The organism is Hydrocarboniphaga effusa AP103 (assembly GCF_000271305.1).
Taxonomy (GTDB): Bacteria; Pseudomonadota; Gammaproteobacteria; order Nevskiales; family Nevskiaceae; genus Hydrocarboniphaga; species Hydrocarboniphaga effusa.
In genome coordinates, this window is sequence record NZ_AKGD01000004.1 from 503,219 (window position 1) to 519,167 (window position 15,949).

General features: G+C 65.5%; 14 protein-coding genes and 1 other RNA gene. 5 read left to right on the top strand and 10 right to left on the bottom strand.

Translation table 11 applies throughout. The annotated features are described in order from the left end of the window. Positions 1 to 9 precede the first annotated feature (9 nt). The 7 genes from WQQ_RS23980 to WQQ_RS21585 all read right to left on the bottom strand — a co-directional run bounded on the left by WQQ_RS23980 (position 10) and on the right by WQQ_RS21585 (position 7,569). A non-coding RNA gene (locus WQQ_RS23980) (sX9 sRNA) lies at positions 10 to 85 on the bottom strand. 60 nt (positions 86 to 145) lie between these two features. After that, a complete protein-coding gene (purF, locus tag WQQ_RS21560; protein ID WP_007187395.1) occupies positions 146 to 1,666 on the bottom strand; it encodes an amidophosphoribosyltransferase in 1,521 nt (506 codons plus the stop codon). A gap of 19 nt (positions 1,667 to 1,685) precedes the next feature. Next, positions 1,686 to 2,264: a CvpA family protein gene (locus WQQ_RS21565; protein ID WP_050997802.1), complete on the bottom strand. Its 579-nt coding sequence runs from the start codon at positions 2,262 to 2,264 to the stop codon at positions 1,686 to 1,688. A gap of 203 nt (positions 2,265 to 2,467) precedes the next feature. Beyond that, positions 2,468 to 3,601 (bottom strand): threonine synthase, encoded by a 1,134-nt coding sequence (thrC, locus tag WQQ_RS21570; protein ID WP_007187397.1) that lies wholly within the window; start codon positions 3,599 to 3,601, stop codon positions 2,468 to 2,470. Positions 3,602 to 3,671: 70 nt separating this feature from the next. Next, entirely contained in the window at positions 3,672 to 4,982 is a 1,311-nt protein-coding gene (locus WQQ_RS21575) for a homoserine dehydrogenase (RefSeq protein ID WP_007187398.1), read from the bottom strand. After that, on the bottom strand, positions 4,979 to 6,253 hold the full coding sequence (gene alaC / locus WQQ_RS21580) for an alanine transaminase (RefSeq protein WP_007187399.1): 1,275 nt from the start codon (positions 6,251 to 6,253) through the stop codon (positions 4,979 to 4,981). The genes WQQ_RS21575 and alaC overlap by 4 nt, the downstream gene beginning before the upstream one ends. A gap of 143 nt (positions 6,254 to 6,396) precedes the next feature. Next, positions 6,397 to 7,569, bottom strand: coding sequence for a PQQ-dependent sugar dehydrogenase (locus tag WQQ_RS21585; RefSeq protein ID WP_007187400.1), 1,173 nt, complete (start codon positions 7,567 to 7,569; stop codon positions 6,397 to 6,399). Positions 7,570 to 7,790: 221 nt separating this feature from the next. Here WQQ_RS21585 and trxB point away from each other — a divergent pair, with 221 nt between their 5' ends. The 3 genes from trxB (at position 7,791) to WQQ_RS21600 (ending at position 9,973) form a co-directional block, all read left to right on the top strand. Next, on the top strand, positions 7,791 to 8,744 hold the full coding sequence (trxB, locus tag WQQ_RS21590; protein WP_007187402.1) for a thioredoxin-disulfide reductase: 954 nt from the start codon (positions 7,791 to 7,793) through the stop codon (positions 8,742 to 8,744). Positions 8,745 to 8,891: 147 nt separating this feature from the next. After that, positions 8,892 to 9,500: a glutathione S-transferase N-terminal domain-containing protein gene (locus WQQ_RS21595; protein WP_007187403.1), complete on the top strand. Its 609-nt coding sequence runs from the start codon at positions 8,892 to 8,894 to the stop codon at positions 9,498 to 9,500. Then, a complete protein-coding gene (locus WQQ_RS21600) occupies positions 9,500 to 9,973 on the top strand; it encodes a C40 family peptidase (protein ID WP_007187404.1) in 474 nt (157 codons plus the stop codon). The genes WQQ_RS21595 and WQQ_RS21600 overlap by 1 nt, the downstream gene beginning before the upstream one ends. 100 nt (positions 9,974 to 10,073) lie before the next feature. On the opposite strand, the gene WQQ_RS21605 is transcribed toward WQQ_RS21600, so the two are convergent. Next, a complete protein-coding gene (locus WQQ_RS21605) occupies positions 10,074 to 11,183 on the bottom strand; it encodes a DUF3047 domain-containing protein (RefSeq protein WP_366490380.1) in 1,110 nt (369 codons plus the stop codon). A 277-nt stretch (positions 11,184 to 11,460) separates the two neighbouring features. Between WQQ_RS21605 and WQQ_RS21610 the strand changes: the two genes are divergently transcribed. Beyond that, entirely contained in the window at positions 11,461 to 12,807 is a 1,347-nt protein-coding gene (locus tag WQQ_RS21610; protein ID WP_007187406.1) for a sensor histidine kinase, read from the top strand. Then, positions 12,804 to 13,478 carry a response regulator gene (locus WQQ_RS21615; RefSeq protein WP_007187407.1) on the top strand — a complete coding sequence of 225 codons (675 nt, stop codon included), beginning with the start codon at positions 12,804 to 12,806 and terminating at the stop codon, positions 13,476 to 13,478. The genes WQQ_RS21610 and WQQ_RS21615 overlap by 4 nt, the downstream gene beginning before the upstream one ends. A gap of 92 nt (positions 13,479 to 13,570) precedes the next feature. On the opposite strand, the gene htpG is transcribed toward WQQ_RS21615, so the two are convergent. Then, positions 13,571 to 15,427: a molecular chaperone HtpG gene (gene htpG, locus WQQ_RS21620; protein WP_007187409.1), complete on the bottom strand. Its 1,857-nt coding sequence runs from the start codon at positions 15,425 to 15,427 to the stop codon at positions 13,571 to 13,573. A gap of 174 nt (positions 15,428 to 15,601) precedes the next feature. Then, positions 15,602 to 15,949 carry a 50S ribosomal protein L19 gene (rplS, locus tag WQQ_RS21625; RefSeq protein ID WP_040455298.1) on the bottom strand — a complete coding sequence of 116 codons (348 nt, stop codon included), beginning with the start codon at positions 15,947 to 15,949 and terminating at the stop codon, positions 15,602 to 15,604.

Consider the following 15,949-nt stretch of genomic DNA (forward strand, 5'->3'; position numbering starts at 1 on the left):
CCAGGGAAGTGCTGTCCAGGCGTAGCGAGCGACGGCAGGTCGGGTGAGGATGGAGCGCAGGAACCGGAGCGTGCGAGTAGTACGTGAGGATTCCGAGCACCGCCCGCGCCCGAGAGGCCGAGCGCAGTAGCCTGGACAGTGCTTCCTAGCCGACGCCCGCGTTCTGCAGCTCTATCACCGACTGCGGACCGCGCGAGCGCTTGAGCTTGGCCGCGTCGGAACGGAACAGTTCCAGCTGCGACAGGTATTCGGCGCTGATGTCCTGGGTGATGTATTCGCCCGTGAACACCGAGCAGTCGAAGCGCTCGATCTGCGAATGCTTGTGGCGCACCGCGTCGATGAGATCGTTCAGATCCTGGAAGATCAAACGATCGGCACCGAGCAGCTTTTCGAGCTCCGGCAGGGTGCGCCCGTGCGCGACCAGTTCACTCGCGGTCGGCATGTCGATGCCGTAGACATTCGGGTAACGAACGGGCGGCGAAGCCGAGGCGAAATAGACTTTCTTGGCGCCCGCATCGCGCGCCATCTGGATGATTTCCTGCGAGGTCGTGCCGCGCACGATCGAGTCGTCGACGAGCAGCACGTTCTTGCCGCGGAACTCGACGTCGACCGGATTGAGCTTCTGGCGCACGCCCTTCTTGCGCGCGGCCTGGCCCGGCATGATGAAGGTGCGGCCGATGTAGCGGTTCTTGATGAAGCCTTCGCGGTAATTCACACCGAGGCGCGCGGCCACTTCGGCACCGGCCACGCGCGAGGTGTCCGGAATCGGGATCACCACGTCGATATCGTGCTCGGGCCACTCGCGCAGGATCTTCTCGGCGAGCTTGATGCCCATGCGCAGGCGCGCTTTGTAGACGTAAATGTCGTCGATCACCGAGTCCGGACGTGCGAGATACACGTACTCGAAAATGCACGGCGAATAGATGGGGTTGTGCGAGCACTGGCGGCGATGCAGCTTGCCTTCCATGTCGATGTAGATCGCCTCGCCCGGCGCGATGTCGTCGAGGAAGTCGTAGCCGAGCGCATCGAGCGCGACCGACTCGGACGCGATCATGTATTCCTTGCCGTTGGGCGTGTCGCGCGAGCCGTAGCAGACCGGACGGATGCCGAAGGGATCGCGGAAGCCGACCAGGCCGTAGCCGCTGATCATTGCGACTACCGCATACGCGCCGCGGCAGCGACGATGCACGCCCGACACGGCGGCGAAGATGTCCTCGGCGGTGAGCTTCATGCGGCTCTGCACGAGCAGCTCGTGCGCGAACACGTTGAGCAGCACTTCGGAGTCGGATTCGGTGTTGAGGTGACGACGGTCCTCGGCGAACAGCTCCTGCTTGAGCTCTTCGGCGTTGGTCAGGTTGCCGTTGTGCGACAACGAAATGCCGAACGGCATGTTGGTGTAGAACGGCTGCGCCTCGGCGGAGCTGCTCGCGCCTGCGGTGGGATAGCGCACGTGGCCGATGCCCACCGGTCCGCGCAGCCGCATCATGTGCTCATCTTTGCTGAAGACGTCGCGCACCAGGCCGTTTTCCTTACGCAGGTGCAGGCGCGAGCCTTCGTTGGTGATGATGCCCGCCGCATCCTGACCGCGATGCTGGAGCATGGTCAGGGCGTCATAGAGTTCCTGATTGACGCTGTTGTGGCCGTAGATGCCGACGATGCCGCACATGATGACCTCGGGGATAAACCTAAAGGGATGTCGTACCGGAGACGGGCGCGCCCTCGCGCGAACCGTCCGTCTGCTCGTCCGGCAAGCCGGCGGGCAGTTCTGAATCTGTGGACTGAATCTGCAGAATCCAGCGCTCCGGAATCAGGGTCTGCAGGCCATCGGCGAGCCACGCGAAGCGCGGCATCAGCGTCGATTGCGACCACCAGGGATCCTGCTTGAGCGGGGTCAGCCCTCCGATCAGGATGAAGGCGCCGACGAGGAGCCCGCCGCGCAGCAGGCCGAAGCCGCCGCCGAGCGTGCGATCGATCGAGGAAATGCCGTCGTTGCTGCGCATCACCCGCACGATCAGGGCGGTGACGATGCCGCCGGCCAGCAGCCCGCCGAGGAACAGCAATGCGTAGGCGGTGATCTTGCGGACGGACGGAACACTGATGAAGGCTTCGAGCCAGTGCCCGAACGGGGCGGCGAAGCTCAGCGCGAGCCAGAACGCGAGTACCCAGGTCGCGAGCCCGAGAACCTCGCGGGCGAAGCCACGCACCAGCCCGACGATGACCGATACCAGCAACACCGCCAGGATGCCGTAATCCACCCAGATCATCACGCGTCCGACTTGCAGCGAAGACGCATTTTACACCGTGTTGAACTCAAACCGAGGTCACCGTCGCGAATCCGGCTCACACGGGCGTAGACAGCAACGCCGAAGCCCTGCCCTTCGGCGGCTGCCGAAGGGGCTGTGCGATTCGACATCGAAGCGAGTCCGTCGAAGGATCGGCGGCCGTGGGATCAGAGCAGCGGAGCCGTTCAGCCCAGGCGGGCGAGCAGGGCCTTTTCGACGGCCGAGCGTTCGGCCGGCACTTCGACCACGCCCTGGAGGCCGCCCTTGACGATGATGTCCGGGTCCTTGAGGCCGTTGCCGGTGAGCGTGCAGACCACAGTCGAGCCCGGCGCGATCCTGCCGGCCTTGATGTCGCGGATCGCGCCGCACAGCGAGGTCGCCGAGGCCGGCTCGCAGAACACGCCGTCGAGCTCGGCCAGGCGGCGCTGGACCGCGAGGATGTCAGCGTCGGCGCATTCGTCGAACCAGCCGCCCGACTCCTTCTGCACCGCCCAGGCCAGATCCCAGGACTGCGGATCGCCGATGCGGATCGCGGTGGCCACGGTTTCCGGATCGCGTACCGGCCCGCCGCGCATGAACGGGGCGCTGCCCGCGGCCTGATAGCCGACCATCTTCGGACGGTTGTCGACGAGCTTGCTGCGGTCGTAGCCGCGCAGCTCGGCGGTCAGCACATTGGCGGCGGTCTCGAAGCCGGAGACTTCGGAATAGCCGATCCAGTGCGCCGAGATGTTGCCGGCGTTGCCGACCGGGATGCAGTGGTAGTCCGGCGCGCGGCCGAGCGCTTCGACGATCTCGAAGGCGGCGGTCTTCTGGCCCTGCAGGCGGAACGGGTTGATCGAGTTGACAATGGCCACCGGCGAGGTTTCGGCCACTTCCTTGACCAGGCGCATGCCGTCGTCGAAGTTGCCGCGAATCTGCACGACCACCGCGCCGTGGACGACGGCCTGGGCGAGCTTGCCGAGCGCGATCTTGCCTTCCGGGATCAGCACGAACGCGGTGATGCCGGCGCGCGCGGCATAGGCCGCCGCGGCCGCCGAGGTGTTGCCGGTGGAGGCGCAGATGATGGCGCGGGCGCCCTCGTGCACGGCCTGCGTCACCGCCACGGTCATGCCGCGGTCCTTGAACGAGCCGGTGGGATTCAGGCCCTCGAACTTCACGTACAGCTCGCCCTCGAAGCCGATTTCCCTGGCCAGGTTCTCGAGCTTGATCAGTGGCGTACGCCCTTCGGCGAGGCTGATCGCGCGCGTGTCGGCGGTCAGCGGAAGGCGGGCACGGTAGTGTTCGACGAGGCCGCTGTAGCGGGTGATGGTGCGGGTCATGGGAGTTCTACTAGCAGACTGCTTGTTTTGAAAAACGAGGCCATGGATGGCCTCGGCTTGAACAGGAAGTTCAAAAATGCTCGACGCGAAAACGCGAAACGTCCTCGCGCACGAACGGCAGGCTGCGCACGCGCGCGACGGCCTGGTTGAAGCGCGATTCCGGAATCACCGAGGTGATGACGGCCACCGTTGCGTCTTCACCACCGCGCGGCTCCTTCTGCAGGATCGCTTCGATGCTGATGTCGAGTTCGGCGAGGATGGCGGTGATGGCCTTGAGCACGCCGGTTTCATCGGCGACGTTGATGCGCAGGTAATGCGCGCTCGCAACCTGGTCCAGCGGCAGCACCGGCAGCGCACGCACGGCATCGGGCTGGAAGGCCAGCGCCGGCACGAGGTGCCTGGCTTCGGCGCCGATCGAGCGCGCCACGTCGACGAGATCGGCGACCACGGCCGAAGCCGTCGCATCGCCTCCCGCGCCACGGCCGTAAAGCCCCATCTGGCCGACCGCATCGCCCTGCAGCAGCACGGTGTTGAGCACGCCGTCGACCTTGGCGATGAGCTTGTCTTCCGGAATCAGCGTCGCATGCACGCGCAGCTCCGCGCCGCTGTCGGTGCGCTTGGCGATGCCCAGATGCTTGATGCGATAGCCCAGCGCCTGCGCGATCTTGATGTCCTGCGGCGTCACCTTGGTGATGCCCTCGACCGCCACCGCATCGAAATTCAGCGGCATGCCGAAGGCGATGCTCGCGAGGATCGTCAGCTTGTGCGCGGCGTCGACGCCTTCGACGTCGAAGGTCGGATCGGCTTCGGCGTAGCCGAGGCGCTGCGCATCGGCGAGCGCATCGGCGAAGGCCTGACCCTTCTCGGTCATCTGCGTGAGGATGTAGTTGCAGGTGCCGTTGATGATGCCGGCGAGCGCTTCGATGCGATTGCCGGCAAGGCCTTCGCGTATGGCCTTGATGACCGGAATGCCGCCGGCCACCGCGGCTTCGAAGCCCACCAGCACGCCTTTTTCGCGCGCGGCGCTGAACACCGCGTTGCCTTCGAGCGCGAGCAGCGCCTTGTTGGCGGTGACCACCGGCTTGCCGCGCGCGATCGCGGCGAGCACGAGGTCGCGCGCATACGTGGTGCCGCCGATCAGTTCGACGACCACATCGACATCGGCCTTGGCCGCGATGTCCATCGGATCGGTGAGGATCGTGATGCCTTCGAGCGAGACCTCGCGCGCCTTGCTGGTATCGCGGGCCGAAGCGTGCGTGACGACGACCGGGCGACCGACGCGACGCGTGATTTCATCGGCGTTGCGCTGCAGGACGCGAATGACGCCCTGCCCGACCGTGCCCAGACCCAGCAGACCGACACGCAGCGGCGCAACGCTCACGAAGCTTTCTCCACGACAGGTTCAGCGGCGGGCGCCGGAGCCGGCGCGCCCTTCTGCAACAGTTTGCGAATGCCGCGCACGGCCTGGCGCGTGCGGTGCTCGTTCTCGATCAGCGCGAAGCGCACGTGGTCGTCGCCGTACTCGCCGAAGCCGATGCCCGGCGAAACCGCGACCTTGGCTTCGCTCAGCAGCAGCTTGGAGAATTCGATCGAGCCGAGATGGCGGAAAGCCTCCGGAATCTTGGCCCAGACGAACATCGTCGCCTTCGGGCGCTCGACCTGCCAGCCCGCCGCGTTGAGCGCATCGCAGAGCACGTCGCGGCGCTTGCGGTACATCTCGCAGATCTCGGCGACGCAATCCTGCGGGCCTTCGAGCGCGGCGATCGCGGCGACCTGGATCGGCGTGAACATGCCGTAGTCGAGGTAGCTCTTGATGCGGGCCAGTGCATTGACGAGCGTCGGGTTGCCGACCATGAAGCCGACGCGCCAGCCCGGCATGTTGTAGCTCTTGGACAGCGTGAAGAACTCCACGGCCACGTCCTTGGCACCCGGCACCTGCATCACCGACGGCGCCTTGTAGCCGTCGAACACGATGTCGGCGTACGCGAGGTCGTGCACGAGCCAGATTTCATGCTCGCGGCAGAACGCCACGGCCTTCTCGAAGAAGGCCAGGTCGACGCACTGGGCGGTCGGGTTGCCCGGGAAATTCAGGATCAGCATCTTCGGCGCCGGCCAGGTTTCCTTGACCGCGCGCTCGAGTTCTTCGAAGAAATCGACTTCGGGCGTGAAGCGCACGTGGCGCACATCGGCACCGGCGAGCACGACGCCGTACGGGTGGATCGGATACGCCGGATTCGGCACCAGTACGACGTCGCCCTGGGCCAGCGTGGCGAAGGCCAGGTGCGCGAGGCCCTCCTTGGAGCCGATCGTCGCGATGACCTCGGAATCCGGGTTCAGATCGACGTCGTAACGCGTCTTGTACCAGCGCGCCATCGCCCGGCGCAGGCGCGGAACGCCCTTGGACAGCGAATAGCGATGCGTGTGCGTGCCGTCCTCGTCGATGAGCTCGGGACGCACGTAGTCGCTGTCGGTGCCGCGCACCGAAGCTTCCACCAGCTTGTCGACGATGTGCTTGGGCGTCGGCTGGTCCGGATTACCCATCGAGAAATCGATGATGTCCTCGCCACGAGCTCGGGCTGCGGCCTTCAGTTCTCCAACGATATTGAAGACATAGGGCGGCAGACGCTGAATGCGTGGGAAGTTGGTTTTCACGGCCTTGGGTGGGTGGTGGGTGAACTGGCTGCGCTCTGGGTGATAACCCGGGGCGGAAAATGAGGGCGCGTATTATCGAGTCGAGCGCCGCTCCTTTCAAATCAATCTTTTCCACCCCAGCGCGAGCGCAGTGGCACCCCGCTTCACTTGCCGGTGTAGCGCACCCGCCAGATGCGGTTGCCGAGGTCGTCGGAGATCAGCAGCGAGCCATCCGGGGTCTGCAGCACGTCCGCCGGGCGACCGCTGACGGACTCGCTTCCGTTCTGGACCTGCAGCCAGCCCTCGACGAACGGCTCCTGGCTCACCACGCGATCGCCGTCCAGGTGCACGCGCTGCACGCGATAGCCGTTCTTCTGGCTGCGGTTCCACGAGCCATGCAGGGCGACGAAGACATCGCCGCGGTATTGCGCCGGAAACTGCGTGCCCGTGTAGAACTCCAGCCCGAGTGGCGCGACGTGCGGCCCGAGCAGCGCCACCGGCGCGGTCGCGGCCGAGCAGCTGCGATCCTTGCCGAAATCCGGATCGGACACCGCGCCCGCGTGACAGTACGGGAAGCCGAAATCCTCGCCGGTCTTGCCGACTTTATTGAGCTCGCAGGACGGGGTGTCGTCGCCGAGCATGTCGCGACCGTTGTCGGTGAACCAGAGCTGCCGGGTCTTCGGATGCCAGCCGAAGCCGACCGAATTGCGCACTCCGCGAGCCACCACCTCCCAGTTGCGTCCGTCCGCGTCCATGCGCGTGATCGAGGCGAATTCGAGCTTGTCCGGCCCGGCCATGAACGCCTCGGGCTTGCAGACATTGCACGGAGCGCCGATCGCCAGATAGAGCTTGCCGTCGGGCCCGAAGTCGATGAAGCGCCAGCCGTGGTGCGTCTTGTCGGGCAGGTCGGCGCGGATCATCACCGGTTTGGGCGGCTGATCGAGCCTGGATTCGATACCCGGCAGCTTCCAGAGCTTGTCGATCTCGGCCACGTACAGATCGCCATTGCGGAACGCCAGGCCGGTCGGCCGGTTGAGGCCCTCGGCGAGCACGATCCTGCGATCGGGCCGGCCGTCGCCGTCGGTGTCGCTCAGCGCATAGAGCTTGCCGGCCTCGCGGGAGCCGACGAACAGGGTGCCCTTGTCGCCGAGCGCCAGCGTGCGCGCATTGGGCACCTCGTCGATCCAGACCTCGATCGAGAATCCGGGCGGCAGCTTGAGGTCGGCGATCGGGTTCTGCGAGTTCGCCGTGGCCGCGGTCTCGCTCCACGAGAACGCCAGGCCCAGGACGACGCCGGCGATGGCGGCGAGCGAGGAAGTCTTGCGCAACAGATTCATGGCCAATCCTATGTCTTGCTGTTCGAGAAACTCGTGGTCGTCCGCGGAGGCCGAAAACACCTCGCCCCCGGGCGGCAGCGACTAGAATGCGGGTCGATCCGGCGGCAAGACCGTCCGCTCGCAACAGTAACCGTATTTGCGGCCGCCGCGCCCATTGCGTTCGCGCTCCAAGCCCCCACATTCCGCAACACTCAACAATCGAACAAAGAAAGGCAAAAAAGATGAGCCAGCATCATCGCCTGATCATTCTCGGGTCCGGTCCGGCCGGTTATACGGCCGCCGTCTACGCCGCTCGCGCCAACCTCAAACCCGCGCTGATCACCGGCCTGGAACAGGGCGGCCAGCTCATGACCACCACGGAGGTCGACAACTGGCCCGGCGACGTCGAAGGCCTGCTCGGCCCGGACCTGATGGCGCGCATGCAGAAGCATGCCGAGCGCTTCGATACCCAGTTCATCTACGACCACATTCATGAGGTCGACCTGGCGAGCAAGCCGCTGAAGCTGCGCGGCGACGCCGGCGAGTACACGGCCGATGCGCTGATCATCGCCACCGGCGCGAGCGCCAAGTATCTCGGCATTCCGTCGGAGCAGGAATTCCGCGGCAAGGGCGTGAGCGCCTGCGCGACCTGCGACGGCTTCTTCTACAAGAATCAGGACGTGGCCGTGATCGGCGGCGGCAACACCGCGGTCGAAGAGGCGCTCTACCTCGCCAACATCGCCAGGAAAGTCACGGTCGTGCACCGTCGCGACAAGTTCAAGGGCGAAAAAATCTTGCACGACAAGCTCAACAAGCGCGTCGAAGAGGGCAAGGTCGAGATCATCTGGAACTCGACGCTCGACGAAGTGCTCGGCGACAGCTCCGGCGTCACCGGCATGCGCGTGCGCAACGTGCAGAACAACGAGACGCGAGACGTGGCGCTGAGCGGCGTGTTCATCGCCATCGGCCATTCGCCGAACACCGGCATCTTCGAAGGCCAGCTGAGCATGAACGGCGGCTACATCAAGGTTCACAGCGGCAGCGAAGGCGATGCGACCGCGACGAGCGTGGCGGGCGTGTTCGCGGCAGGCGACGTCATGGACCACATCTACCGCCAGGCCATCACGAGCGCCGGAACCGGCTGCCAGGCCGCGCTCGATGCCGAGCGTTACCTCGACAAGCTCGACGTCAAGTAAGCCGCCGCACGGCACCCTAGACGCCCCGGATTTCCGGGGCGTTTTCCTTTGCGCGCGAAACAAGCCATCCGCGCTACGCCCAAAAGAAGGCTTGTCAAAAATGCGCGCGCCGGTCAGCCTTCGGCTTTCGCCTATCGGACTTAGCGCATGAAGATGAAGCTCTACTGCAGCCCGACGTCGCCGTATGCGCGCAAGGTCCGGGTCATCGCAGCAGAGCTTGGGCTCTCCGACCTGATCGAAGAGATTCACGTCGACCCGCACTCCTCGCCCGAGGAGCTGCTGGCCGTCAATCCCTTGTCGAAGATTCCGGTGCTCGTCACCGAGCGCAATGAAGTGCTGCCCGATTCGGCGCTGATCGCCGAATACCTGCTCACGCGCGGCCGCGGGCTCACGGGCCTGCCGCGTGGAAGCAAGCGCTGGGCGGCGTTGCGCTGCCAGGTCACGGCTGACGGCATCATGGATGCGAGCGTGGCCACGGTGATGGAAAAACGCCGGCCCGAGAGCATCGTCTACATGGCTTCGCTCGATCGCCAGGCCGCACTGATCAGCCGCGCTCTCGATCTGCTCGAGCAACAGACTTCGACGTTCGAGACCGAAGCGCCGAGCACGGTCGAAGTGAGCATCGGCGTCGCGCTGGCGTATATCGACTTTCGCCTGCCCTACATCGAGTGGAGAACCGGTCGCGATGCGCTCGCCGCCTGGTACGCGAACTTCGCTCAGCGCCCGTCGATGCTGCTCACCGCACCGCCGGCTTGATGCAGAAGACCGGATGCATCTGGCTCTGCATCGCACTGACGATGCTGCTGGCGGGCTGCGCGGGCTTCGGGGGCGACATTCCGGCGCAGATCAGCGACACGCGGCAAACCATCGTGTTCGAAGCCACGGGACAGATCGGGCGGCCATATCGCTACGGCGGAACCACGCCGGACGGCTTCGACTGCAGCGGGCTCACGCGCTACGTCTACGCACAGGCCGGCGTGAGCCTGCCGCGTTCGACGCGCGAGCAGCACGACGCCGGCAGGACCATCAAGATCAGCCAGGCCCAGCCGGGCGATCTGCTGTTCTACCGATTCGGCCGCAGCGGCGGAAACGTCGATCACGTCGCCATTTATCTCGGCAACGGCGAGGCGGTGCATGCACCGGCAACCGGACGCACCGTGATCGTCGCGAGCGTCGGCGATCCGTGGTGGGAGAAGCGCTTCGTCAATGCGGTTCGCGTAATCCCCTAAAACGAAACCCCGAAGCGCGAGACTGCGGCAACACCCTTCAGGATGCTGCCGCCGTTCGACGACGGCTAAAGTCGCCCGATAGCCAGGCTGCGCCCGGACCTCACCATACCGTCGCCGTGTGACTGGGCGTGGCCAGGCGAATGTCGCCGAATTCCGCCTTGCCCTCTCCACGGCCGAACACGCTGTTGGCGATGAGCCAGACGCGAACCACACGCTTGGGCGGAGGACCGCCGACGGCCTTGGCATAGTCCTTCAGCAGCGAGCGTTCCTCACTGAGCCAGCGGCCGAGTTCGGCTTCGCCGCTGCGCGCCACGATGTGGGTCTCGCGATCCGCCCAGGCCTCGAGCGGACAGGCGAAGTGGGTTCCCGCCGGCAATTTACGGCTCCACAGATAGGTGAGATCGCGACCGTTGTCGAACTCCACCGCGATGCTCAGGTAGTCGTGCGTGGCGGCCGTGTCTTCCGCGGCAAGCCCGGGCAGCATGTCGACCTTCCAGCGCCAGGACAGCTTGAGATCGTCCGTCAGCGCCTGGTCCGTGGGACGCTGAAGGATGGCGACGTCCGCTTGCGTGTGTACGTCCATGCGTCTGCGCGGGCCGCCGTCACCGTTGGCCGAACGCTCGTGGAAGATTTCCGCCGGACCCAGCTCCCACAGGTAGGACCAGCCCGCCGGCACGGTGGGCGGATGCGCCAGGCGTTCCCGCTCGGCCTGCACCCAGGGCGCCGAAGCCGCATCCAGCGTGGCCAGTGCCTGCACCGGATCGGCCTGCCGTGCCCAGCGGATCAGCCCCACGCTGACGGTTCCGCCGCCATCGGCGTTGAAGGGCTGGGGCTGCGGCAGGTAACGTCCGTCGCGGCTCAGCCAGCGCGTCGGGAAAGTCTTGAGTTGCAGTGTGCCACCACGATCGGCGGTGAACGTATCGGTATGGCGCGTTCCGTGGAAAACCGGTCCCCGCGCACCGATACGCGCCCAGGCCACCAGCGGCTGATCCAGGCCGAGCTGGTAGGCACGCGACAGCCATACCGTGCCGCCGACGACGATCGTGACGCGGTCGCCCGCGTCGAGGGCCATTCCGGTGTCGAGCCAGCCATCGACGTCGGCGCTCAGTTGCAGCACTTTCGCATCACGCACGGATTTGCCCGCCAGCGGCGCGACGGCCTGCCTGAACTGGGTATCGAATGCCTCGACCGTGGTCTTGCTCAAGGGCACCGCCGCCTGCGCCGAACCCGCAGCGACCGCCAGCCAAACCGCCAGCCAAACTGCCCGCAACCGGCCGTGCCTTCCTCCTGAAACGAATGTCATCGCCCGCTCCTCCGTCTTGTCTTGGTGTCGGCACGATAGTGATCGCCGCCCGAAGGCCGCTACCGAAAACTGACTCCCGCATGCCGGGCAATTTGCCCGCGTGAAACCGATGTCGCGGCGGACGCGACATCACATGAAACAATGGCGCCGGGCGAGCGGGATCGCTGCATAAGAGGAAGCAGACATGAGCCTGAAGTGGCATCTACTGATACGCATGACGTTGCTCGGGCTGCTGTGCTGGGCCGCGGTCAGCCTCGCCGTGATCGCCAGTGCCGCGAGCCGCACCCGCAGCGAACTCGAGCAGCGCGCGGACCGACTGGCACAGCACATGGAGCTCGACCTGGCCTGGCAGATGACCGCCGCGGCGGCCGGCGAGCGTTCCCCGGAGCTTTCGCGCATCGCCGCCGCCATGCCGGAGCCCTTGTGCATCCGCTATGTCGCGATGAACGGGCGCGAAGACGAACATGGCTGCGAAACCGAGCCGGCCACCCGCGCGCATCACCGCCTGCCGCGCTGGCTTGCCGGGCTGATCCCGGTCGCGCCCACGCTCGAACGGCCGGTACGGCTTTGGGGCCAGACCGCCGGCACCGCACGCTTCACGCCGGACCCGCAGCGCCTGTTCGACGCCGAGTGGAACACCGTGCGCAAGCTCTCCGGCCTGGCAGCACTCACCATCATCGCATTGGACGCGCTGGTGTTCTGGATGATCGGCCACGCGCTGAGCCCGACCCGCCAGATCGTCGCGGCACTGGATCGCCTCGCCGGTAGCGGCGTGCCCGCGCCGGAGCAGCTGCCGCGCTATCAGGTTCGCGAGTTCCGCGACATTTCCGACGGCGTACGGCAGCTGGCACTGCGGTTGAAGCAGGCCTCGGACCTGCGCGACCAGCTCACCTCCAAACTGATCCGCATCCAGGAGGACGAGCGCCGCGAACTGACCCACGCACTGCACGAGGAAGTCGGCCAGTCCGTCGCCGCTACCGCGGTGGCGGTCGCGCTGCTGCGCATGCGCATCGGCGACGGCGAGGCCATGGACGAAAACGATCTGGAAGAAATCGATCAGACGGTGGAGCAGACCCAGGTGGCCCTGCGCAGCCTGCTGCTGCGCGTCCGGCCGCCGCTGTTCGAACAGCAGGGACTGGTCTCGGCGCTCAACGATCTCGTCACCGGCTGGCGCGCGCGTCTGCGCGGGCGTCCGCAGCTGCACTTGGCCACTGCCGGCCATGATCTGGCGGGCATTGGCGGCGAACAGGCGCTTTGCCTGTACCGGGTGATGCAGGAATGCCTGAGCAACATCGCGCGCCATGCGGGCGACAGCCAGCGCGCCGAGATCGCGCTGCACTGCGGTCCCCGTGGCGTGGAAGCCCGTGTCAGCAACGATGTCCCTGGCGACCGAATCGTCAGCCGTGGCAGCGGCATGGGCCTGCAGCTGCTGGAAGAACGCCTGCGCTCGCTCGGCGGTTGCCTGGAGATCGAGGCGACGGCGTCACGATTCGACGTCTGCGCCCGCCTGCCCGCCGGGAACCCGGCATGAGCGGCCCCGGAACCCCGCAACCCTGGCGCGTCCTGCTGGCGGACGATCACGCGGTGGTCCGTGCCGGCTACCGGCATCTGCTGGAACGCCACGGAAAAGTCAGCGTGGTCGCCGAAGCCGATCATGCGGACGAAGCCTATCGCCTGTATCGCGAGCACCGTCCCGACCTGTTCATCACCGACATCACCATGCCGGGCGCCAGCGGCCTGGATGCCATCCGGCGCGTGCTGCTGATAGAACCTTCGGCGCGCGTACTGGTGTTCAGCATGCATGTATCGCCGGACTTCGCGCTCGCGGCGCTGCGCTCGGGAGCCTGGGGCTACGTCACCAAGAACAGCACGCCCGACGTGCTGCTGCGCGCCATCGGTGACGTGATGGGCGGGCGCCAGGTGTTGAGCCCGGATATCGCGCAGGCGCTGGCCCTTGCCAGCGTATGCGGTGGACGCTCGCCACTCGAAGAACTGACGCCGCGCGAATTCGACGTGTTGCTGCTGATGGTGGACCTGCACAGCGTGGAACGCATCGCCCAGGCGCTGCATTTGAGTACCAAGACCGTGCAGAACCTGCACTACCAGATCAAGCGCAAGCTGCAGGTGAGCAACGATATAGAACTGGCCCAGCTCGCCATGTCCTGCGGCCTGGGGAATGCGCCGGCGCGCCCGTCACCATGAAAGCTGCCGATACGCGATAAGCCAATCGAAGCCCCGCTGCGATAAAAAAACGGGCGCATGCAGCGCCCGTTTTCAGTTTCAGGCCAAGCCAATCAACCCAGCAGGATGCGACCGCCGCCCTGGCCGAGAATCAGCTTGTTGAGACGTTTGACGAAGCCGGCCGGATCGTCGAGCTGACCGCCTTCGGCGAGCACTGCCTGGCCATGCAGCACTTCGGCCAGATCGGCAAAACCCACCTCGTCGCTGAGTGCGTCCTTGAGCCTGGCGACGAGCGGATGCTCGGCGTTGAGCTCGAGAATCGGTTTGATGTCCGGCGCATCCTGGCCGGCCTGCTTGAGGATTTCGAGCAACTGGCGCGACATGCCGTGCTCGGGCGCGACAAGGCAGGACGGCGATTCGGTCAGTCGAGCCGACACGCGCGCGCTGGCGATGCGATGGCCGAGCGCCTCAGGCAATTTGGCGAGCACCTCCTTGAACTCGGCCTCTTGCTTGGCCTGATCCGCAGTGTCGATCTTGCCGGCCGCTTCGACATTGCCACGCGCGGCCGATTCGAGCTTCTTGTCCTGATATTCGGTCAGATTGCCGACGACCCACTCGTCGATACGGTCGGCCAGCAGCAGCACTTCGAAGCCGGCCTTGCGAAAGCCCTCGAGATGCGGGCTGTTGCGGATCGCGCCGAGCGACTCGCCCGTGAGATACAGGATCTTTTCCTGCGTCTCGGGCATGCGCGCAATGTAGTCCTCGAGGCCCACGCTGGGCTTGTCCAGCGCCGTGGTCGAGTTGAAGCGCAGCAGCTTGGCGATGCGCTCGCGATTGGCGTGGTCATCGATGATGCCTTCCTTGAGCACCTTGCCGAACTGCTCGTAGAACCTGGCGTAATCGTCGGGCCTGTTGGCCGCCAGATCGTCGAGCAGATCGAGCACGCGCTTGACCAGCGCGGAGCGAATCTTGTCGACCGTGCGATTGCCCTGCAGGATCTCGCGCGAGACGTTGAGCGGCAGATCGGCCGTGTCGACCAGGCCGCGCACGAAGCGCAGATAGGGCGGCAACAACTCCGCCGCGCGATCCATGATGAAGACGCGCTTCACGTAGAGCTTGACGCCGCGCTGCTGATCGCGATCCCACAGATCGAACGGAGCGCGCGCCGGGATGTAAAGCAGCGAGGTATATTCGAGGTTGCCTTCGACCTTGTGATGCGCCCAGGCCAGCGGCGCTTCGAAGTCGTGCGTCAGGTGCTCGTAGAAGCTCTTGTAGTCGTCCTCGCCGATCTCGGACTTGGGCCGCGTCCACAGCGCGCGTGCCTGGTTGATCGCCTCCGGCTCGCCTTCGGCCGGGCGCAGCTTGATCGGCAGGCCGATGTGATCGGAATACTTGCGAACGATGTCCTGCAGGCGATGCGCTTCGAGAAATTCCTTCTCGTCATCGCGCAAGTGCAGGATCACTTCGGTGCCGCGCTCGGTCTTGTCGCCTGCTTCGAGCGTGTAGTCGCCCTCGCCCGTCGACTCCCAAACCGTCGCTTCACCATCGGCGCGCCTGGTCTTGACCGTGACCTTGTCGGCAACCAGAAATGCCGAGTAGAAGCCCACGCCGAACTGGCCGATCAGCTGTGCATCCTTGGCCTGGTCGCCCGACAGCGATTCCATGAATTTCTTGGTGCCCGAGCGGGCGATGGTGCCGAGATTGTCGAGCACCTCATCGCGCGACATGCCGATGCCGTTGTCGCGAATCGTCAGCGTGCCGGCGAACTTGTCGGCCTGCAGCTCGACGAACAGCTCACCGTCGATCAGGTCCGGCTGCTGGATCGCCGCGAAGCGCAGCTTGTCGCAGGCGTCGCTGGCATTGCTGATGAGCTCTCTGAGGAAGATTTCCTTGTTCGAGTACAGCGAGTGAATCATCAGGCGCAGCAACGAGCGCGTTTCGGTCTGGAACTCGTGACGTTCGGCAGTCATGACAGCGGGGCCTCCTCGGGGATTGTGTTCGCCCCTTCTACTGGGGATCGAATGCACGACTTCAAGACGGCCGCATCCGAGGGATGCCAAACCGGCCTAAACGTACGCAACGCAAAAAGCCCGCGCCGGGAACCCGGGCGGGCTTCATGACTTCAGTGCGGGAACCGCCGGCTTTTAGGCCAGCTTTTCCTTGATGCGAGCAGCACGGCCCTGCAGGTTGCGCAGGTAGTACAGCTTCGCACGGGCGACGTCGCCGCGACGCTTCACGATGATTTCGGCCACCTGCGGGCTGTAGGTCTGGAACACGCGCTCCACGCCTTCGCCATGGGCGACCTTGCGGACCGTGAACGCGGAGTTGATGCCGCGCGAACGCTTGGCGATCACCACGCCTTCATAGGCCTGCAGACGCTCGCGGTCGCCTTCCTTGACCTTGACCTTGACCTCGACCGTATCACCGGGATTGAACTCGGGGATCTTCTTGTTCATCTGCTCGGCGTCGATCGCCGCAATGATCTTGCTCAT